Below are 21,745 nucleotides of genomic sequence, written 5' to 3' on the forward strand. Positions count from 1 at the left end.
AAACCGCACCGCAAAAACCCCATTAGGAGGAACGGAAAAGGATGAACTATTTGAAAAAAACCGCTGCGTCGGCGATGGCATTGCTGCTGGCGGGCAGCCTGGGTGCATGCAGCATCGGCGGCGACACCAACTGGGTCGCGAAATTTGGCGATCAGACGGTCCCGGCTGGCGTCTACCTGATCCAGATGGTCGAGGGTTACTATGGCCTGCTGGATGAATCGGGGGTCGAGGATGATGCACTGCTGAAAACACAGTTCGACGGGCAGTCCGGATCGCAGAAGGTCTCGGACAACGCGCGGGCCGCGCTCAATGCATACATCGCGGTGGAAGAAAAGTTCGACGAGCTTGGCCTGACGCCGGAACCGCTTGCGTTTGAGGCGATCCCCCAGAACGCGGAGATGTACTGGCAGTATGTTGGGCAGGTCTATGAGCGCAACGGTGTTTCGATCGACTCGTATACCAAAACCCTCGAGAATACCACCAAAAAATCGCAGGTGTTCAACGCGATCTATGGGGAGGGCGGCAGCCAGGAGGTCCCTGAAAGCGAAATCCGCGCCAAATTTGAGACCGACTACGCCAAGATCATCGTGATCCCGCTGAGTTTCAGCGGTTCCGAGGACGAGGAAACCAAGAAAGAGGCCGACCAGAATACCCGTGATACGATCAACGGCTATAAGCAGCGCGCTGACGCAGGGGAGGATATGGAAGACCTGGTTTACGAAGCGCGCAAACAGGCGACCGGTGACGAAGACCTGGAAAAACCGGAGGCGGGCAGTTCGTACACCTTTGTGAACCGCAACAATTCCCAGTACGGCCAGCCGGTGACCGATGCGATTTTTGCCGCGGCAAACGGTGTGCCGACCGTATTTGAGGATGAAAACAGCATCTTCCTGTTCACCCGTTATGACATCACCGAAAATGAAAATGATTTCACCTCCCGCAAAGCGAGCATCCTCGCGGAGATGAAAGCCGAGGAGTTTGATGCGCTGATCGCCGAGTGGGCCATCGCACTTTCGGATGTCACCTATAACGAAGCAGCGTTCAAGCGTTATTCCGCAGAAAAGCTGAAGCTCTCTTAAAGCCTGTTCAGCATTAAAAGTTTTACTCAATTTTTTTCCCAAAAATTGCGGTTTCCAAAGGCAGAGCCTTTGGCCGCGCTCCGCAGGGCGCGGAACGCTTTAGGAGCGACCCGGCAGAGGCTGGGCCGCTCTTTCCTTTCCCCGGCTCTGGTCCATTCGGAGCTGCGCCGGCTGCGTATATGGCATATAAGAAAAAGAATATATATGTCAGTATCTGTTTTCATTGCTTGTGCAATCTCTTTTCAACATTAAACTTTATGTTAGTGGTATTGGGATAAGCTCCTGTTGGACAGAGGGCTTTTTTGTAAGTAAAAGCCCTCTAAAATAGCTCTCAGAGAAACGTCAAAGCCCCGGCTTTTGCCGGGGCTTTTCCATCATTCCTATTTTGAAATCGGACAAACTGCCGGGAATATCAGAGCACAGTTGCACCATAGCGCGCAGCCACCAATTCCAGCTCTTCCTTTTCGAGCGCGCAGGAGGTTGAAACAACCAAAGCCTTTCCGTGGTAGTGCAGGAGCGCATTTTCGAGCGCCTCGAGCGACTCGGACTCAAACGCTACCGGCATATCCACCATATGGGCGTTGAGCGAAAACTGGTAGCCATCATCCGGGGTATCCAGCCGGATGAGCACCGCGTCGCAGCTTTCATGCGAGACTTCGAGCAGTGCATCCGCCATATCCATCTCGCAGGTGATCGGCTCGGAGTATTCGAGACCGTTATCGAGATAGTATACGTCGCGCGCTGCCGCCAGGATTTCATAATCAACCGGCTTGATCCTGACTTTCTCTACATCGAAATTATCGACCATATGCCGCAAGGCAGCGATGTACTCGGGGTCGGTGCCGCAGCAGCCGCCGATGATCGACACACCGCGCCGCATGAGCCGCGCACAGCGGTCGCTGAACTGGATCGGGGTGAGCGGCGGGTTTCCCGAATTGGGCTTGGCGATCAGCGGGACTTTGGCATAGGGTGCGATCCGCTCGAAAAGCGAAACCATATCGTCCGGGCCTTCCGAACAGTTCAGCCCAAAGGCCGAGATTCCCATGTCCTGAAGAATCAGCATCGAGGCGAGGATGTCGTCCCCCCACATGGTGCGCCCCTCTCCGTTGGCCGTCATGCTCAGAAAGATCGGCAGACCGGTTTTACGGGCAGAGATCACCGCGGCCCGGCATTCGGACAGTGAGCTCATCGTCTCAATTACCAGCAGGTCCACTCCGGCCTCTGAGAGCGCCTGCGCCTGTTCATCATAGATTTCGAGCAGACGGGCAAAGGGGACCTCCCCGAACGGCTCGCACATCAACCCGGTGGTGGACATATCCCCAGCAAGCTTGGCCGAAGCCCGCCCGTCGAGCGCCTCCCGCGCGATTCCGACGATCTTCCGGTTGAGGGCGGACACCTGCCCCTCCAGGCCGTAAGCCGCGAGGCTGCCGGCATTGGCGAGAAATGTTGGGGCATAAACGATGTCACTGCCCGCGTCGGCGTAGCCGCAAACCACCTGGCGGATCACTTCCGGGTGCTCGCTCGCCCACTGTTCTACACAGACGCCGCTGGGCATTCCTGCTTTCATATACTGGGTGCCGGTTGCCCCATCAAGCAGCAGGGGCAGGCACAATCGGCCGTTTTCGTTCATAACAGTTTTCCTGTTCCTTTCTTTTATTTGCAACCGTCACATGGATTCCGGGACGGTTATTTTCAGGATGGTCAGCACGTTGCGCAGCACAGTCCGCACCGCCAGGCAGAGGTTCAGCCGGGCCTGCATCAGCGGTTCTGCTTCGCCCCGGATCCGGCACTTGTCATAGAATTTGTGGAAGAGGGTGGCGGCTTCGATCGCATATTTTGTGAGTTTGGCAGGGTCATAGCTGCGCGCTGTCTCGACGATCTCCTGTGGGAACCGTGCCAGGCAGCGGATCAGTTCGGTTTCAAACGGGCCGTCCATTGCATCCAGCTCGTCAGCGGTACACGCGCGCGGCGATACCCCTTCCTCCGCCAGTTTGCGCAGGATCGAACAGATCCGGGCGTGGGCATACTGCACATAATAGACCGGATTCTGGGCCGACTGCTCGATCGCGAGATCGAGGTCAAAATCGAAAGTTGAGTTCGGCTCACGCATGTTGAAATAGAACCGCGCCGCATCCACCGGGACCTCCTCGATCAGATCGGTGAGCGAAACCGCTTTTCCGGTGCGTTTGGACATCTTATACGGCTTTCCATCCTTCATCAGCCGGACAAGCTGCATCAATACGATGTCGAGTTTGGAGCCGTCCAGGCCGATCGCATCCATCGCACCTTTGAGACGCGCCACATGTCCATGGTGGTCCGCGCCCCAGACGTTGATGACCCGGTCGAACCCGCGCACCGCAAACTTATTGTAGTGGTAGGCGATGTCCGCTGCAAAATAGGTCGGGAAGCCGTTCGCCCGGACAAGCACTTCGTCCTTCTCTCCGCCGTTTTCGGTTGCTTTGTACCAGAGCGCACCTTCTTTTTCGTAGGTCATTCCCCGGTCGGAGAGCCGCTGGATCGCCTGGTCGATCGCGCCATTGTGCAGGGTGCTTTCAAGGAACCACACATCGTAAGCAATCCGGTAGGATTCCAGGTCCTGCCGCAGTTTTTCGATATTCTTGGGGAGCGCGTAGCCGATCAGCTCCCGCCTGCGGTCCGGGCCGTCCGCCTGCACCAGCCGGTTTCCGTGGAGGTCAGCGAACTCCTGCGCGCGGGCTTTGATATCGTCCCCGTGGTAACCGTCCTCGGGAAATTCCACTGCATCCTCTCCCTGGTAAATCTGAAGATAACGCGCCTCGAGCGACCTGCCGAATTTTTCAATCTGGTTGCCCGCGTCGTTCACATAGAATTCGCGGGTCACCTCGTAGCCCGCCCAGTCGAGCGCGGCAGCAAGGCAGTCGCCGATAGCGCCGCCGCGGGCATTGCCCATATGCATCGGGCCGGTGGGATTGGCCGAGACAAACTCGACCTGGACTTTTTCCCCGTTGCCGAAACTGGTACGGCCGTAGGCGTCTCCCTGCGCGAGCACCGAATGCACCGCCTCAGAGAACCAGCCCCGGCCGAGGAAGAAGTTGATAAAGCCGGGGCCCGCGATCTCGACCCGCTCGATCCCAGAGCCTTCGAGCACAAGGTTCTGGCAGATCGCCTCCGCAACCTTGCGGGGTGCACATCGGAAGGTGCGGGCGCAGACCATGGCGGCATTGGTGGCAAAATCCCCGTGGGAGGTGTCCGCAGGGATCTCTACGACAAATGCGGGCAGCTCCGCACAGGCGGAAAGCGTACCGGAAGCTGCCGCAGCATCCAGTGCGGCGCGTACCAGCGCGGTGATTGATTGTTTGATGTCGGATACCGGGTTGCTCATCATCTTTTACACATCCTAATTATTAAATTGCCAGCGGGCAGCGGGGGCTCTGCCCCTCGACCCCGCAATTTTTTGAAAAAAATTGAGTAAAACTTTAGGTTGAGAAAAAAGGAGGCCGCTCTTAGCTTGCTGGGGAGGGGCACACGGGGAGGGGCCGCTGACCCCTCGCCCGTGAGGCGCATCCTGCCCGAGCGTCGCGCCGCAGGCGCGCTTCGGGCCGAAGGCCCGAGAAGCGAAGGGCGTTGTTTTGGTCGGGAGGCCAAAACAACATGCGCCCGGTGACCCCTAGCCCGCAAGACAGCCCGCAGGGGCATCGCGGCGGATGCTGCGCTTCGGGCTGAAAGCCCGAGAAGCCTCGAGGAAGGCGCTTTGCGCCTGTCAGTTGGGTCTGGAACCAAACCGACGCTGTCCCACTGCCGCCGCACTACGAGCCGCAGCGAGTGTTTCGGAGCGCAACCGTTGCGAAGAAACGGCTCTTAGCGCCAAGATCGGCGTGCGGCCAACCGGCACAAAGCGCCGGCTCTTAGACCGGAGCAAAGAATCGAGTAAAACCTTGGATAAAAGCAAACTTGAGAAGGAAGCCCAGGGATTACTGGCCAACCGGCAGAACTGGCGCGCCCGCACTCTCCCGGACGTTGATAAACACTTCATTTTCGCTGGCGAGCGAGGTGTTCACATCGAGCGAATAGGAGAACTGGAGCTTGCCGCCATGGTCATCCAGATCGGAGAAGACCCGGTCGCCCGAGACACCGATGGTCATTGCACCATATCCTGTGTCATAGTGGCACTGGTGCCGGACCCCCCGCTCAATGATGAGCTGGCTCTTGGTGCTGCCCGAGCGGGAGAGGGTCACCCGCTGGGAACCTTCGACCCGGAGTACCGTATGGGTACCGTCAAAGCCGGTCATCTCGGATTCGTCATAGGCGATATAGTAATCCCCATTGCGCTTATAGTAGGAACCGGTTGTGACCAGCTCCACCTGATCCTGTTCCCCGTCCTGGCGGTAGATCCCTTTAATATCAATCAGTACATCTTTTTTCATCTTTATTGTTCCTTTATCTGTCGGTTAAAAGTTCGAGGCTGATCTGGTGGACCTTTCCGCTCACCCGTTCCCCAAGGAAGAGTTCAGCGGTTTCGGCGAACAGCTCGGGGGAGTCGCTCACATAAAAGCTGATGGTTCCGCCAGACCCGTCTGAAAGCAGGTCCTCCGCCGAGAGAAACTGCTGTGCCCAGCGTGCAACCTCTTTTCCTGCATCAACCAAGGTCACCCTGTAGCCGAGCACCCGGTTGATCGTTTCATAGAGGATCGGATAATGGGTGCACCCAAGGATCAGGGTGTCAACCTCTGCCTGTTGGATCGGCTGAAGATAGAGTTCGGCAACTTTGGCGGTCACCTCATTATCCGGCTGGATGAACCCGTTCTCCACCAGCGGGACAAAGAGCGGGCAGGCATTCCCGAATACATGCACCCCCGGATTGATCGAACGGATCGCCCGGCCGTAAGCACCCGACCGGACAGTCGCGGTGGTGCCGATCACCCCGACCCTGCCGGTGGCAGTAGCGGCGCAGGCGGCCTGCGCTGCGGGGAGCACGACGCCCGAATGGGGCACCCCGATCTTTGCTGACATCTCGGGGGTAAGCTGGGAACTGACCGTCCCGCAGGCAATGATAATCAGTTTGACGTCATGCCGCTTGAGAAAGGCGATATCCTGCATCGCGTACTGACGAATCGTCTCCCGGCTGCGGGTGCCGTAGGGGACCCGCCCGGTATCCCCGAAATAGATCAGGTTTTCCTGCGGGAGCAGGCGGCGCAGCTCCTTAACGGTCGTCAGACCGCCCAGTCCCGAATCAAAAACACCGATGGCTCTGTTATCCATATCCGCTACCTCACAATCCAGATTCCGGCAGGCCGGTCACTGTTCCGCTGCACGCGCGAGCGCAAGCTGGATCAGCCGGTCGATCAGTTCGGGATAGGGGATGCCTGCCGCGTCAAACAGCTTGGGATACATCGAAATCGCGGTGAAGCCGGGCAGGGTGTTGATCTCGTTGAGGACCACACCGCCATCTTCCTGCGCGAAAAAGTCGATCCGGGAAAGTCCGGTGCAGCCCATCGCGGCGAATGCGTCGCAGGCTGTCTGCCGGATGACCTTGCTGACCGGCTCCGGAATCCGCGCTGGGATATAAAGGTCGGTTGAATCGTCGAGGTATTTGCCCTCATAGTCGTAAAATTCGTGATGGGGCACGATCTCGCCGACCACCGAAGCAGTGCAGTCGCCATAGTTGCCGAGCACCGCGCATTCGACCTCTGCACCAGTGATCGCGGTTTCGACAACCGCTTTGCGGTCGTACCGGAACGCCTCTTGCAGTGCGGCCTTCAGTCCGGCCCGGTCCCTGGCTTTGCCCACTCCCACAGAGGAGCCGGTATTCGCCGGTTTGACGAACATCGGATAGCCCAGAGACTTCTGGAGCGCAGGTTCCATCTCTTCAAACCGTTCCATCATCGGGCGGGTCATCACTCTGTAAGGCGCGGTCCGGATGCCTGCCGCTTCGAGCAGGATGTGGGTGACCTCCTTGTCCATACAGGTCGCTGAGGCGAGCACGCCGCACCCCACATAAGGGATTCCTGCCAGTTGGAACAGGCCCTGTAAGGCGCCATCCTCGCTGTTTTCCCCATGGACCACCGGGAAAGCCACGTCAATCCGGACCGCTTCGGTCCGCCCGTCTGGGAGGATGCGCAGCAGTCCGCCGGTTGAGCGGTCGGGCGAAAGGACCGCGGGCGTGACATGGCCGCTCTGCTGCCACTGGTCGGGCTGGATCAGTGCGATGTCCCCGGTATACTCCAGCCAGCGCCCGTCTTTGGTGATGCCAAGCATCACCACATCATATTTCTCGCGCGGGATGTTTTGCAGAACCGAAGTTGCGGACATCAGCGAGACTTCGTATTCACTGGAAACTGAGCCGAACAGTACGGCTACCACTTTCTTTTTCAAATTCAAACAGAACCTCTCTTAAATCTCAAATTTATAATCGAAAATAGCGCAAAATAGGAGTTTAAAACCTGCGGCCAAAAGTGGCCTTACCTCACATCGCATGGCCAGCGGCTTTCAAGATTCCGGCTCCCTGCAATGATACAATCTATATTCTAGCACAACTGAGAATAGTACGCAAGACAAAGCCTGTGGACATCCCACCTTCGGTGTGATATAATAGTTGCAAAGCAGCTATTATACCAGAGCTATGGCCAGGATGATGCGCAGGCAGAGCCCGCTCCCGTCCCGATGGCCAATGATATCTATCACATCGCTTCACAATTGTGATATCATAACAAAATAGCTGGGATAACCCACAGGTAGACATCCACGGCTAACACATTGCAGGTGAAAAGCGGCACCCGGGCCGCGCAAGCGGGTCTGGGTGTACAAATGAAATAACAGACAGGATGGAAAAAATGCCAAATGATTGCAAATTCGCGGTACTGATCGACGCTGATAACATATCGGATAAATATATTAAAATTATCCTGGATGAAATATCAAAGGATGGGATCGCCACCTATAAACGGATTTACGGCGACTGGACCAAACCCGCGCTTTCCTCGTGGAAGTCGATCCTGCTCGACAACTCGATCCTTCCCATGCAGCAGTATAACTACACGACCGGCAAAAACTCAACCGATTCCGCACTGATTATCGACGCAATGGACATCCTCTATTCGGGGCAGGTGGATGGATTCTGCATCGTCTCTTCGGACAGCGATTTCACCCGTCTGGCCGCCCGGCTGCGGGAATCGGGGATGCAGGTGATCGGCATGGGGGAGCGCAAAACGCCCAAGTCGTTCATTTCGGCGTGCAACCGGTTTAAATATCTGGATATCCTCTTTGCCAGCGCGGAGGAGGAGAAGAAAAAGAACACCGAAAAGTCCGCAAAACCGGCGAAACCTGAAAAACTGGAAAAGAATGAGAAGCTGCCGGGGGGCAAGCCCGTCAAGAGTGCCCGGACTGCCGACAAGCCCCAGCCGCAGATGGGCAATCTGGAAACCCTCAAAGAGGCAATCCTGAGCATCTCGGAGGAAACCTCGGACGAGGATGGCTGGATCTTCATCGGCACGATCGGAAGCCTGTTGGTCAAGAGGTACCCTGATTTTGATGTCCGCAACTTTGGATTTTCCAAGCTGACCCCGTTCATCGAATCGCTCGACCTGTTCGACATCAAAAGCGTGCGCACCAACGACAACAGCGCAAAGCTGATCTATGTCCGTCCCAAATAACCCGTTTCACCCAATGTCCTGCTTTTGAAAAATGCAGGGCATTTTTTTGCCTTTTGGGGGATGGGCTCTGTGCAAAATATCCTTCTTTATGAAACGTATGCAGAAGCAGGACTTTGGATAGGAGGTTGCTTCTGGTTCGGGATGCGGAACCGCTTCCCTGCCTTTTTATGCAGGTTTGTGCAGGCTGAATGAAAAATCGACGGTTTTAGTAGAATTTTCTGCGGCAGGGGGCGTTGACCACGGCGCATTTGACGTGTTAAGATAGAATCAGCTACCGGAGCCTGGCCTGTTTCCCAAAGGCGCGCCGCCGATTATCCGTAAGGCGGCGGGAGGAGGGCAGGGGTCCGGAATCATCGGAAAGGGAAAACAAAATGGGAATGACGATTGGAATTGACATCGGCTCGACCACCGTAAAAATCGTGGTCATCAAGTCGGGCGATGTCGTCTATGAACAGTACGAACGGCATCTTTCGCAGGTGCGCCCCAAGACGCTCGAGCTGATCCGGATGGCAAAAGATGTGATCGGCGACCGGGAGTTTACGATTGCGCTCTCGGGTTCGGCGGGGCTGGGGCTCGCGAAAGCGGCGAACCTGCCGTTCATTCAGGAGGTGTTCGCGACCGGCGAGGTGGTCAAGACGATGGCGCCTGATACCGACACGGTGATCGAGCTGGGCGGGGAGGACGCCAAGATCATCTTTTTCACCGGCGGGCTGGAGGAGCGGATGAACGGCTCCTGCGCGGGCGGGACCGGCGCGTTCATCGACCAGATGGCCACCCTGCTCGACGTGACCCCTGAACAGCTCGACACCCTCGCGCTCGGCAGCGAGAAGGTTTACACGATCGCTTCTCGGTGCGGCGTGTTCGCCAAAAGCGACATCCAGCCGCTGCTCAACCAGGGCGCGCGGCACGAGGATATCGCAGCTTCGATCTTCCGCGCGGTGGTTGACCAGACGATCACCGGTCTGGCGCAGGGCCGCAGGATCGAAGGCAAGGTGCTCTTCCTCGGCGGGCCGCTCTATTTCTTCAAGGCGCTCCAGCGGGAATTTGTCCGGGCGCTCGGGCTTTCTTCCGAGGACGCGGTGTTTCCCGATATGGGCCGGTACGCGGTCGCGATGGGCAGCGCGCTCTACGCGGAAAAAGCCGGGAAGCTGCTCACCTATGAGGAGCTGGTCTCCCGGATCGAGGACAGCACCGACAGTGCACCGACCTCCCGCCGGCTGGAGCCGCTCTTTGAAAATGCAGATGACTATGCAGCCTTCTGCAACCGCCATGCGCGCGCTTCGGTCGACCAAGCAAGCCTCGACTCCTACGCCGGCGACGCCTATCTTGGCATTGACTGCGGCAGCACCACCACCAAGCTGGTGCTGATGAGCGCGGACGACCAGATTCTGTATGAATACTACGCCCCGAATAAGGGCAATCCGGTGCAGGTCATCAAGGAGCAGCTTTCGCAGCTGCTGCCCCGCTGTGCGGGCCGGGTGACGATCAGGGGCAGCGCGGCCACCGGATATGGCGAAGACCTGATTAAACACGCCTTTTCGGTCGACGCGGGGCTGGTCGAAACAATGGCCCATTTCAAGGCTGCCCGCCATTTCAACCCGCAGGTCGATTTTATCCTCGATATTGGCGGGCAGGACATCAAATGCTTCAAGGTGCGCAACAACTCGATCGACTCGATCATGCTCAACGAGGCGTGCTCTTCCGGCTGCGGCTCGTTCATCAGCACATTTGCACAGTCGATGGGCTATAATGTCGCTGAGTTCGCAAAGCTTGGCCTGTTCGCGAAATACCCGGTTGACCTCGGCTCCCGCTGCACCGTATTTATGAACTCGTCGGTCAAGCAGGCGCAGAAGGAGGGAGCGGTGGTCGAGGATATCTCGGCGGGGATCTCGATGTCGGTCGTCAAAAACGCGATTTACAAGGTGATCCGCGCCGCCTCCGCCAAGGAGCTGGGGGAGCACATTGTCGTACAGGGGGGGACCTTCCTCAATGACGCGGTGCTCCGCAGCTTTGAGGTCGAACTGGGCCGGAAGGTGATCCGCCCGCAGATCGCCGGCCTGATGGGCGCGTACGGCGCCGCCCTCTACGCCAAAGAGCTGGGACTGGAAAAGTCCGGGCTTATCCAGTTGGAGGAGCTGGGGCAGTTTGTACATACCTCCAAATCGACCGTCTGCGGCCTCTGCGGCAACCACTGCAACCTGACGGTCAATTCGTTCGGACGGGGAAAAAAGTTCATCAGCGGCAACCGGTGCGAACGCCCGCTCGGCAACCGTGACCCCGAACAGATTCCCGACCTCTACAAATACAAGCTGGATAAAGTGCGCGCGCTGATGAAGTCGGGCAGCGCGAAACGCGGGAAAATCGGGCTTCCGCTCGGGCTGAACATGTTCGAGAACCTTCCGTTCTGGCACGCCTTTTTCACCCATCTGGGGTTTGAGGTGGTGCTGTCCGACCTCTCGACCCGCAATACCTACATCAAGGGGCAGTTCTCGATTCCGTCGGATACCGTCTGCTATCCGGCCAAACTGGTGCATGGGCACATTGCCAACCTGCTCGAGAAGGGGGTCACGGACATCTTTTACCCCTGCCTGACCTATAATTTCGACGAGCACAAGGGCGACAACCATTTTAACTGTCCGGTCGTTGCCTACTACCCCGAGCTGCTCCGCGCCAATGTCGCCGAGCTTTCGGATGAGCGGGTCCGGTTCATCTATCCCCATGTGGGCATCCATCTGGGCAAAAAGATGGCTCCCCGGCTCTATTCCGAGCTGTGGAACTATTACCCAAGCCTGCGGCTGCGGGAGGTGCGCGAGGCGGTCAAGGAGGCCAACCTCGCCTATGCCAGGTGGATGCAGGAGATTCGGGACGAGGGCAGGCGCGCGATCGAATACGCCCGCAAAAACGGCAGGCGGATTGTCGTGCTCTCGGGCAGGCCGTACCACATCGACCCCGAGATCAACCACGGGATCGACCGGCTGATCTCCTCGTTTGGGATTGTGGTGGTCAGCGAGGACTGTGTCTGTGATCTGGTCGAGCCGGTCCGGGTGAACGTCCTCAACCAGTGGACCTACCACGCCCGGCTTTATAACGCCGCAAAATATGTCACCACCCAGCCGGACATGGAGCTGGTCCAGCTCGTCTCGTTCGGCTGCGGGATCGACGCGATCACCACCGACGAGGTGCGTGAAATCCTTGAGGAGGGCGGGAAACTTTATACCCAGCTCAAGATCGATGAGATCACCAACCTCGGCGCGGTCAAAATCCGCATCCGCAGCCTGCTGGAAGCGGTCGAAGAAAGGAGGCGCAGCTATGCCGCAGAATGAGGAACGGGTGGTATTCACCAGGGAGATGAAAAAGGACTATACAATCCTGGTGCCCACCATGCTGCCGATCCACTTCAAGCTGATGCTCAATATCCTGCGGGCATACGGCTACAAATGCGAGCTGCTCGAAAATACCGGCAAGCCGGTTGTGGACGCTGGTTTGCGCAGCGTCCACAACGACACCTGTTACCCGGCGCTGCTGGTGATCGGGCAGATGATCGACGCGCTCGAATCGGGGAAATATGACCTGAACAAGGTCGCGCTGATGATCTCCCAGACAGGCGGAGGCTGCCGGGCGTCCAACTACATCCATCTGCTGCGCAAGGCGCTCAAAAAAGCGGGGATGGGGCAGATTCCGGTGATCTCGCTTTCGGCAAGCGGGATGGAGCCAAACCCCGGCTTCAAGCTCACCCCCACGATGATCGACCGGATTTTCTACGCGATCCTTTACGGCGACCTGCTGATGCTGCTCGCCAACCAGTGCCGCCCATATGAGATCGAGCGGGGCGAATCCGACCGTCTGGTCGACCGCTGGTCGCGGCGTCTCACCGGGGAGATGAAGGGGCGTGGCCTGCTCAGTTACCATCAGGTCAAACAGAACTACCGCGCAATCCTGCGGGACTTTGCCGCGGTCCCCCGCCGCAAAGAGGAAAAGGTAAAAGTCGGGATCGTCGGGGAGATCTATGTCAAGTTCTCGCCGCTCGGCAACAACAACCTGGAAGAATTCCTGCTTCAGGAGGGCGCAGAACCGGTGGTGCCCGGCCTGCTGGATTTCTGCCTCTACTGCGTCTACAATATGCTGATGGACCATAAGCTGTATGGGCTGAATTCCCGGATCAAACAGGAAATCCTCGAGCGGTTTTACCATATGCTGGTCAAAAAACAGGCGGATGTGATCGACGCGATCCTGTCGGAAGGCAGCTTCCGGCCGGGCGGGTATTTCCCCCACACCGTCGACCTCACCCGCGGCTATATCAACCACGGCGTCAAGATGGGGGAAGGCTGGCTGCTCACCGCCGAAATGCTCGAACTGATCGAGCAGGGGGTCTGCAACATTGTCTGTACCCAGCCGTTCGGCTGCCTGCCCAACCACATCGTCGGCAAGGGGATGATGCGGGTCATCAAGGAGCGGCACCCCGAATCGAACATCGTGGCGGTCGATTATGACCCCGGCGCCACCCGGATCAATCAGGAAAACCGGATCAAGCTGATGCTGGCAAATGCGGTTTCGATTGCCGAGGAGAAAAAGCAAAAGCCGGAGCCTGTACGGCGGCGCCCGCGCTATGCCGACGAGTTCCCGCCCGAGGAGGAGACCAGCCGGATGGCTATGACCATCAAAATGTAGCGGCAGGCAGAGGGAAAAACAGAGTGTTGACAGCGGTTTGTCCGCTGTGCTATAGTGAAAACAGAAAAGAGCATCCGCGAATGATAGGGAAGAATTCGCGGATGCTTTTTCTGTTATCGCCTGTTTCCGCATCCGGCAGGGTGGGAAAGAGGGTTTGATACACAGGATAATGATACAGAAGAAAGGGTGTTGCAGGATGGCGAACCAGACCAGGCTCCGGGAGGTTGGGATTGACCTTGCGGTGGAATTTTTCGGGAGCATCTGTATTGCGGTGGGCATCTACAACTTTGCAGTCCATGCCGAATTCCCGATGACCGGTTTTTCAGGCGTTGCGATGATCGTCAACCGGCTGACCGGTTTCCCGATCGGCATTATGACCATCCTGCTCAACCTGCCGGTGGCGGCGGTCTGCTGCCGGCTGCTTGGGCGCGGCTTTTTCATCAAGTCGATCCGCTGCATGGTGATTTCCTCGGTGATGATCGACTATGCAGCCCCCCTCTTCCCCGCATTCCAGGGGGACCGGATGCTCGCCGCGATCTGTACCGGCGTGATCGCGGGGTTTGGCTATGCGATCATCTTCATGCGCGGTTCTTCGACCGGGGGCACCGATTTTATCGTGATGGCGGTCAAGGTGCTGCGCCCGCATATGTCCCTCGGAAAGATCGTCTTTCTGGCGGATGCAGGTGTCGTGCTTGCGGGAGGCATCCTCTTCCGGGATGTGGAAGGGATGGTTTACGGCATGATTATCAACTACCTGTTTGCGGTCGTGGTGGATAAGGTGGCCTATGGGATCGACTCGGGCAAACTGGCTTTGATCGTCACCGAGCATGGGCAGCAGGTGGTGCAGGAGATCGAATGCTGCTGCGGGCGCGGGGCAACCATCCTGAAAGCGTCAGGCGGGTATACCCGCCAGGACAAACAGGTGGTCATGTGCGCGTGCAGCAACAAACAGATGTATACGGTGCAAAAACAGGTCAAGGCAGCTGATGCCGATTCGTTTATCATCATCCTTGAGTCGAACGAGGTGCTCGGGGAGGGGTTCAAAGGCGCTTGACCGGGCAGCTTCAGGTGGGGAACCTATCTGACAACGTTGACCGTTTTGACCCCATAAAGCCGGAGGGACTCCAGCTCCGCGGGGCCGATCCGTTCACCGCCCATCACCACCGGGATTCCCGGCGGGCAGGGGGATGCTTCGGCAGCGGCAACCCGCCCCAGCGCCTGCCCCACCGGGACCTGTTCCTGCGGTGCAAACGCGGCCTCCCGCACCCCCATCACCCGCACAGGATGGGGCAGTACCGGTCTGACCGGGTCCGGGTTTCCTCTCGGCTTGATCCCTCTGACCGCGGCTTCCAGCCTTGCGAAATCTTCATCAGAATTCATCCCGTTCGCCAGAAAGACGCAGGCCGAGCCGCTGATGTATTCCGGTTCGATCCCATGTGCCCGTATGTAATCGCCGAAAGCCTGCTCCGGCCAGCCGAGCGCGCCAAACCCCAATGTGAGGCGGGCAGGATCGGTGACGCCCTGGGGCAGTGCAAACCCGTGTTGCTGCGCGAGGATACGCAGCGCATCCAGACGGGTGGTGGTCCGGGCGAACCCTTCCTTTGCCCCCTTCTGGGCATAACCGAGCGCCCGCTCGCAGGAGAGCATGATGGGATAGCTGGGGCTGGTCGACCCGAACATCGACATCATCCGTTTGGCATCGCCGGCGAACCGTTCTTCCCCGATTTGCAGCAGCGCCGCGCCGGTCATCGCGGGCATGGTCTTATGCAGGCTGTCCCCGCAGAGCGCCGCACCGCAGGCGATCGGGTGCAGGCAGCCGTACTGTTCAGGCAGGAACGGCAGATGGGCGCCGTGGGCATTGTCGGCCAGCAGCGGCACCCCATAATCCCGGCAGGCCTCCGCAATCCCTGTGAGGTCACTCATCACGCCGAAATAGTCGGGCGAGGTGAGGTAGACCGCGGCAGCATCCGGATGCGCCGCGAGCGCCTGCCCGACCGCTTCGGGGCTGTACCGCCCAAGGAACCAGTCCCCTGCATCCTGTTCGGGGTAGACCCACACCGGTTCCAGCCCGAGCAGGGCGCATGCATTGATCGCCGAACGGTGGATGTTCCGGCTGATGACCAGTTTACGCCCGGTCCCACACGCGAGCGCGAGCATGGTCTGGATGCAGAGGGTCGCACCGCCCGCACAGAGCAGGGTGCGCCGGGTCCCGTAAACCCTGGAAAATGCCTGTTCCAGCAGGTCGATCGGACCGTCCGCGTGAAACAGGCTGTCGCAGCCGTCCACCTCGGTCACATCCCATGGCAGAATCTCCGCGAATGCGCCGTCCCCGCGCCCCTTGTGGCCCGGCATATGGAACCAGGCGCGCCCCTTCGCAAGGTAACTGCCTACGGCTTCCTGCAGCGGCTTCATCCCCGTTTCAGCCTCCGTTTCAGCCCGCCCAGCTTTCCGTTCAGGGCGATTGCATGGCTGACCATCCTGGTTTTGAGCGGCTGGTAAAGATAGTCAAATTCCCCTGCCAGTTCGTCGAGCGTGCCGTTGAACCCCCGCTTAAACCGGTAAAGGCCGTACATATGCGCATTCTCGTCCAGATTGCCGCTGACCCCCTGGAAATCATAGACGGTGCATCCGGTCTCCACCGCCCATTGGATCATCTCCCACTGGATCAGATAGTTGGGCATCACATTGCGGTAGACGTTGTCCGACGCACCATAAACATAACAGGCTTTCCCCGCGTAGTTGGTCGTAATCGCGCCGCAGATCGGCTGATCCTGATAGAAGCCCATGTACATCCGTACATGCTCCCCCAAAGCATCGAGCATACGCTCAAAGTATGCTTTCGGACGGGTATTGAACCCGTCCCGTTCCCCGGTTGCCTGCATGATCCGCACAAATTCACCCAGATATTCTTTGCCGACCACCCGGATTTCCACCCCTTTTTTCATCGCTACCCGGCAGTTATAGCGGGTTTTCTGGGTCAGGTTGGCAAACAGCTCGTCCGCTGTGCGCCCGTTCAGGTAGAGCCGGTAGTTGAACCGCGCCTGAATCCCTTCAAACCCTTCCGGGCCGTAGTTCTGCCGGAAGCCCAGCCCCTTGGCAATCTCGATAAACCGGGTGTCGCCCATCGGGACATTGGGGTCGATCTTGAGCATATGCGCGTTGTGTTTGCGGGCAAGCTGGTCCGCGCCCGCTTTGAGGTCGGAGAGCACATCGCGGTCGTGCAGGTCGCAGACCGGGCCGCGGGGCGCATAGAGAAACGAGGTACCTATGAGCGGGATGCGCTGGATCAGCACCCCCATCGACCCGACGATCTTTCCCTGTGAATCCCGCGAGACAACCGCCTCGAATTCCCAGTTGTTTTTCACCTTCTGCCAGTTGATGCTCTGGGTAAACTCCCCGTTGGGATGGGAGCTGACAAATGTTTCATATTCGCCATACTGCTCGGGTTTTAAAATTTCCATTTTCCTTCTCCTAAAACTGCGGTTTTGTCCCTATAGTATATCACGAATTCAGGGAAACAACAATGCCGGCTTCAACCGGAAGGACGGTTCCCCTCTGTACCTGCCAGAAAGCAGCCTTCCTCGTGGGAACAGACCACGCCTACCGCCTGTAGATAAGCGTAAACGATGGTGGTGCCCACAAATTTCATGCCACGGCGTTTCAGGTCCCGGGAGATGGCGTCGGACAGCGGGGAGCAGCTTTCCCCAACCTCATGAACCACTTGTCCATCCGTCCAGTTCCAGAGATAATCCGAAAAGCTCCCGTATTCCTGCTGGATCGCCCGGAAAACCTTTGCATTGGCCACCGCGGCCCGGATTTTCAAACGGTTGCGGATGATGCCCGGATCCTGCCGGATTTCCTCCAGCTTTTCTTCCCCATAGGCGCAGACCTGCTCCAGGTCAAAGCCGTCGAACGCGCGCTGGAATGCCTCCTGCTTGTTCAGGACGCACTCCCACGAAAGCCCGGCCTGAAAGCATTCCAGGATCAGCATCTCAAAAAGTTTCTGGTCGTCGTGCACAGGGACGCCCCATATCTCGTCATGATAACGGATATACCGCTCGTTCTTCGGGTTCGCCCAGCTGCATCGTACCTTTCCATCCGGCCATTCCATCTCTGTTGCCCTCCTTCTGTCTTTCTCTTATTTTACTGGTTTCTCCCGTATCTGGCAAGGGTGTCTTTTTGTCCGCCCGGACACCCTTGCAGCTGAGATTTTCTGGAAGGGAATCTGGAAAACCTTTTTGGAAATTTCGCCAAAGGGCCGCTTGTCAAACCGGCTGGGAAGCCTTATAATAATACAGTAAGGGAAGATGCGCGGGTGAGCTGCCGGACAGAACCCGCAGTGAATAGGAGGTTTTGAGATGAAATTTATGGATGTGCAGGCAGTTGACGGGGTCATCCGGATGGCGAAGATCGCCAAGGGCGCGGATTATTTTGGTACGGACATCTCCGAGGATACCGCGTTTGCGCTGATGGACCGCTACCTTGAACTGGGCGGCAATACGATTGATACCGCGCGCATCTATGGCAAGGCCGGCCCGGAACCGGAAAGCCCTGCCTTGAGCGAAGGGGTTGTGGGGCGCTGGATGAAATCCCGCGGCAACCGCAGCAGCATCGTGCTTGTGACCAAGGGAGCGCACCCCGACCGGGCGGCGCTGACCAAAAGCCGCATCTGTAAAGAGGTGGTCGAGACCGAACTGTGCACCAGCCTTGAGCAGCTCGGTGTGGACCACGTTGACGTCTATTTCCTGCATCGGGATAACCCCGACATGCCGGCAGGCGAGATCATCGACCTGATGGACGAACAGGTACGGGCGGGAAAAATCCGCGCATTGGGGGTCTCGAACTGGACGGTCAGCCGGATCAACGAGGCGAATGCCTATGCCAAAGCCAACGGGCGCACGCCCATCACCATCTCCCAGATCCAATGGGGGCTGGCGTGGTCCGATCCCGCAGGCTGGAACGACCCGACGATCGTCTGCATGAACGATACCGAATACGCCGGCTACCTCGCCAATAAAATCCCGGTGATGGGGTTTGCTCCGCAGGGGGGCGGCTATTTCACCAAAATGCTCGCCGGGCAGCCGGTGCGCGAACGGTTCCGCCTGCGGTACGATAACCCGGTCAACCGCGCCCGGCTCGAACGGGTGAAGGAGGTCTGTGAAGCGACCGGGCAGTCAGCCGCAGCGATTGCGCTCGCATTTCTGACCTCCAATCCGGTGGAAAGTGCAGCGGTTATCGGCTGCTCCACTGTCGCACAGCTTGAGGACAGCATGTCCTCCTGCGACCTGACCCTGGATGCGGAAACGGTCTCCGCACTGCTCAGGTGATTAAGCCAGTCCCGGTCATCCAGCCGGTGATGCGGGACCGGCCGCGTCCCCGGTTCCGGGACTATCTGAAACGGTGGTGGATTCTCCTGCTGCTCCCGCTCTCCGCAGGGATGATCCTCCTCGCACGCTCCGACCCGGCCCTCACCGAATCGCTCTATTCCAGCAGGGTCTATCCTTGTTTTGCCCGGACGCTTGGCAGGCTTACCTCTCTGCTGCCATTCTCGCTGCTCGAGCTGCTGGTCTGTGCCGCGCTTGCGGCCTGTGTGGTGCTGATATTCTGGGCCCTGATACATAAATCCCGTGTACGGCGCGGCCTGCTGCAGCCGGAGGAACCGCTGGGCTGGGGTCTGTTGCTCGAGCGGGTCATAAAGCTGCTCTGCTGCCTTTTGTTTGCGTTTGTCCTGCTCTGCGGGCTGAACTACTACCGCCCTGAATTTGCCTCTTTCAGCGGGCTGGACGTGCGGGAGTCACCGTCGGACGAACTGGTTGCTCTTTGTACGGACCTTACCTTGCAGGCAAACGCGCTGCGGGAGCAGGTGCAGACAGATGAGAATGGGGTAATGCAGCTGCAAAACAGCAGCAGCCAGACAGCCAGGCAGGCCCGGGAAGCCTTCGGCCGCCTGGCGCTGGAATATGAGGTTCTGCCCGACCTGCCGATCACCCCAAAACCGGTATTGAACTCCTGGTGGATGTCGATGTTGCAGATTACCGGCATTTTTACGCCCTATACCTTTGAAGCCAATATCAACATTGCCGCACCCGATTACAACATCCCGGCGACCATGTGCCACGAACTGGCGCACTCCCGCGGATTCATGCGGGAGGACGAGGCCAATTTTATCGGGTATCTCGCCTGCCGGGAGAGTGATTCGGCTGAGTTCCAGTACAGCGGCACCATGCTCGCGCTTGTGCATTCGATCAACCGCCTGTACGATGCAGACTATGACGCGTTTCTGGAGGTCAATGCGCTTATGTCCGAGGGGGTGCGCCTCGACTTTGCCGACAACAACGCCTACTGGGCGCGTTATGAGGGCCCGGTTGCCGAGGTTTCCACAGCGGTGAACAATACCTATCTGCGGGTTAACAACCAGTCGGACGGGGTGCAGAGCTATGGCCGGATGGTCGACCTCCTGCTTGCAGACTACCGCGCACGGCAGGACACCGCGCCGCCCGATTCCCAGCCGCTTTAAAACAGACAGCATATGGGGCGTCCTTTTTGGGCGGCTTGTGTGCTGTTTTTTCTGTATGAAAGGGATCAAAAAACAGGTTCGGGGAACGGGCCCGGAAGCCCGGAAAAAGGGCCCGCCGGGTCGCACTGCAAATAGTGGATGAAAGCCAGGTCTCTTTTCCAGTTTTTTGTGTGGATATGGGCGGAGAAAAACCACAAAGTTTGGCAAATCACACTATTGATTCCCTGTAGCGGAAATGATACAATAGATAAAATTATCTGGTGAACACCGAGTTATGAGAGACTGGATGGGAGGAACTATGCTGAACACAAATGCAAGCGAGAAGTTTACCAAGGAAGGCCTGACCTTTGACGACGTCCTTTTGGTTCCGGCGCGCTCAGAGGTGGTCCCGGCGGACGTGGACATCTCTACAGACCTGGTGAAGGGGATTCGGCTGAATGCGCCGTTTCTGACCTCTGCCATGGATACGGTCACCACTTCCAAAATGGCGATTGCGATTGCGCGTGAAGGCGGAATCGGCATCATCCACAAGAATATGAGCATCGAACAGCAGGCGGACGAGATTGATACGGTCAAACGTTCGGAAAACGGCGTCATTGCGAACCCGTTTTTCCTCTCGCCCGATCATTTTGTCTATGATGCGGACGAGATTATGGGCAAATATAAGATTTCAGGTGTGCCGATCTGCGGCAAGGACGGCAAGCTGGTCGGCATCCTGACCAACCGTGACCTGCGTTTTCTGGAGGACTACAGCATCCCGATCAAAGAGGTCATGACCAAAGAGAATCTGGTGACTGCCCCGGTCGGTACCGACCTCAAGGGCGCACAGGAGATCCTGCGGAAACACAAGATTGAAAAGCTGCCGATCGTGGACGATGAATTCCGCCTGCGGGGCCTGATTACCATTAAGGATATCGAGAAGGCTGTCCGCTACCCGCATTCGGCGCGCGACGTCAGCGGCCGTCTGCTGGCGGGTGCGGCAATCGGCATTACCCGCGATTTTATGGACCGGGTGGACGAGCTGGTCAAAGCCAGCGCGGATGTTCTGGTGCTTGATTCTGCGCATGGGCACAATGTCATGATCTTCAACTGCCTCAAACAGATCAAGGCCAAGTATCCGAACGTTCCGGTCATAGCGGGCAATGTCGCCACCGCCCGCGCGACCGAAGACCTCATCAATGCGGGCGCGGATGCGATCAAGGTCGGCATTGGCCCCGGCTCGATCTGCACCACCCGTGTGGTCGCGGGGATCGGCGTGCCGCAGCTCACCGCAGTTTATGACGCTGCCTGTGTCGCCTCTAAATACGGCATCCCGATCATCGCGGATGGCGGCATCAAATATTCGGGCGATGTGGTCAAGGCGCTGGCAGCCGGTGCATCTACAGTCATGCTCGGTTCGCTGCTCGCCGGCTGCGAGGAAAGCCCCGGCGAAATTGAAATCTATCAGGGCCGGAGCTTCAAGGTTTATCGCGGTATGGGTTCGCTCGGCGCGATGGGCGAAGGCTCGAGCGACCGCTATTTCCAGGACCCCAACAGCAAGAAAAAGTTTGTCCCGGAAGGGGTTGAGGGGCGTGTCCCGTTCAAGGGGGCTGTCTCCGAAACAGTTTACCAGCTGGTCGGCGGCCTGCGCGCGGGCATGGGTTACACCGGCTGTGCAACTATCCCCGAGATGCACGAAAAGGCACAGTTTATCCGGATCACCGGGGCGGGGCTGAAAGAGAGCCACCCGCACGACATCTATATCACCAAAGAGGCCCCGAACTATTCCATCAACCCGTAACGCCTCATTCGAAATAACCGGGCTTGTTTCCTCTCTAATAAGGGGTCTTTTTCCTCCGCCTGCAAGCAGGGGG

General features: G+C 58.1%; 16 protein-coding genes. 8 read left to right on the plus strand and 8 right to left on the minus strand.

The window, feature by feature from the left end:
* Positions 1-41 precede the first annotated feature (41 nt).
* Positions 42-1,079, plus strand: coding sequence for a hypothetical protein (locus tag C814_RS16540; RefSeq protein ID WP_016316538.1), 1,038 nt, complete (start codon positions 42-44; stop codon positions 1,077-1,079).
* 412 nt (positions 1,080-1,491) lie between these two features.
* On the opposite strand, the gene C814_RS16545 is transcribed toward C814_RS16540, so the two are convergent.
* The 5 genes from C814_RS16545 to C814_RS16565 form a co-directional block, all read right to left on the minus strand.
* Positions 1,492-2,709, minus strand: a complete 1,218-nt coding sequence (locus tag C814_RS16545; protein ID WP_016316539.1) for a homocysteine S-methyltransferase family protein — start codon at positions 2,707-2,709, stop codon at positions 1,492-1,494.
* Positions 2,710-2,745: 36 nt separating this feature from the next.
* A complete protein-coding gene (gene argS, locus C814_RS16550) occupies positions 2,746-4,440 on the minus strand; it encodes an arginine--tRNA ligase (protein WP_031219816.1) in 1,695 nt (564 codons plus the stop codon).
* 589 nt (positions 4,441-5,029) lie between these two features.
* A complete protein-coding gene (locus tag C814_RS16555) occupies positions 5,030-5,482 on the minus strand; it encodes a YwiB family protein (protein ID WP_016316541.1) in 453 nt (150 codons plus the stop codon).
* Between the two features lie 13 nt (positions 5,483-5,495).
* Positions 5,496-6,317, minus strand: coding sequence for a glutamate racemase (murI, locus tag C814_RS16560; protein WP_016316542.1), 822 nt, complete (start codon positions 6,315-6,317; stop codon positions 5,496-5,498).
* A gap of 36 nt (positions 6,318-6,353) precedes the next feature.
* Positions 6,354-7,430 carry a D-alanine--D-alanine ligase family protein gene (locus tag C814_RS16565; protein WP_031219817.1) on the minus strand — a complete coding sequence of 359 codons (1,077 nt, stop codon included), beginning with the start codon at positions 7,428-7,430 and terminating at the stop codon, positions 6,354-6,356.
* Positions 7,431-7,888: 458 nt separating this feature from the next.
* Between C814_RS16565 and C814_RS16570 the strand changes: the two genes are divergently transcribed.
* The 4 genes from C814_RS16570 to C814_RS16585 all read left to right on the plus strand — a co-directional run bounded on the left by C814_RS16570 (position 7,889) and on the right by C814_RS16585 (position 14,429).
* Positions 7,889-8,707: an NYN domain-containing protein gene (locus tag C814_RS16570; protein WP_016316544.1), complete on the plus strand. Its 819-nt coding sequence runs from the start codon at positions 7,889-7,891 to the stop codon at positions 8,705-8,707.
* A 371-nt stretch (positions 8,708-9,078) separates the two neighbouring features.
* Positions 9,079-12,030, plus strand: a complete 2,952-nt coding sequence (locus C814_RS16575; protein WP_016316545.1) for an acyl-CoA dehydratase activase — start codon at positions 9,079-9,081, stop codon at positions 12,028-12,030.
* The gene (locus C814_RS16580; protein ID WP_016316546.1) at positions 12,017-13,375 is read left to right on the plus strand and encodes a 2-hydroxyacyl-CoA dehydratase; all 1,359 of its coding nucleotides are present in this window, start codon (positions 12,017-12,019) and stop codon (positions 13,373-13,375) included. The genes C814_RS16575 and C814_RS16580 overlap by 14 nt, the downstream gene beginning before the upstream one ends.
* Before the next feature lie 196 nt (positions 13,376-13,571).
* Positions 13,572-14,429, plus strand: coding sequence for a YitT family protein (locus C814_RS16585; RefSeq protein ID WP_016316547.1), 858 nt, complete (start codon positions 13,572-13,574; stop codon positions 14,427-14,429).
* 23 nt (positions 14,430-14,452) lie between these two features.
* Here C814_RS16585 and C814_RS16590 read toward each other — a convergent pair whose 3' ends face one another.
* The 3 genes from C814_RS16590 to C814_RS16600 all read right to left on the minus strand — a co-directional run bounded on the left by C814_RS16590 (position 14,453) and on the right by C814_RS16600 (position 17,486).
* A complete protein-coding gene (locus C814_RS16590; protein ID WP_016316548.1) occupies positions 14,453-15,787 on the minus strand; it encodes an Orn/Lys/Arg family decarboxylase in 1,335 nt (444 codons plus the stop codon).
* Positions 15,784-16,836, minus strand: a complete 1,053-nt coding sequence (locus C814_RS16595; protein WP_016316549.1) for a lipid II:glycine glycyltransferase FemX — start codon at positions 16,834-16,836, stop codon at positions 15,784-15,786. The genes C814_RS16590 and C814_RS16595 overlap by 4 nt, the downstream gene beginning before the upstream one ends.
* 71 nt (positions 16,837-16,907) lie before the next feature.
* The gene (locus C814_RS16600; RefSeq protein ID WP_016316550.1) at positions 16,908-17,486 is read right to left on the minus strand and encodes a DNA-3-methyladenine glycosylase I; all 579 of its coding nucleotides are present in this window, start codon (positions 17,484-17,486) and stop codon (positions 16,908-16,910) included.
* Positions 17,487-17,733: 247 nt separating this feature from the next.
* Between C814_RS16600 and C814_RS16605 the strand changes: the two genes are divergently transcribed.
* The 3 genes from C814_RS16605 (at position 17,734) to guaB (ending at position 21,672) form a co-directional block, all read left to right on the plus strand.
* Positions 17,734-18,702 carry an aldo/keto reductase gene (locus C814_RS16605; protein WP_016316551.1) on the plus strand — a complete coding sequence of 323 codons (969 nt, stop codon included), beginning with the start codon at positions 17,734-17,736 and terminating at the stop codon, positions 18,700-18,702.
* The gene (locus C814_RS16610) at positions 18,699-19,892 is read left to right on the plus strand and encodes a DUF3810 domain-containing protein (RefSeq protein WP_016316552.1); all 1,194 of its coding nucleotides are present in this window, start codon (positions 18,699-18,701) and stop codon (positions 19,890-19,892) included. The genes C814_RS16605 and C814_RS16610 overlap by 4 nt, the downstream gene beginning before the upstream one ends.
* 298 nt (positions 19,893-20,190) lie before the next feature.
* The gene (guaB, locus tag C814_RS16615; protein WP_016316553.1) at positions 20,191-21,672 is read left to right on the plus strand and encodes an IMP dehydrogenase; all 1,482 of its coding nucleotides are present in this window, start codon (positions 20,191-20,193) and stop codon (positions 21,670-21,672) included.
* Positions 21,673-21,745 lie beyond the last annotated feature (73 nt).

The organism is Anaerotruncus sp. G3(2012), assembly GCF_000403395.2.
In the GTDB taxonomy this organism is placed as follows: domain Bacteria; phylum Bacillota; class Clostridia; order Oscillospirales; family Ruminococcaceae; genus Anaerotruncus.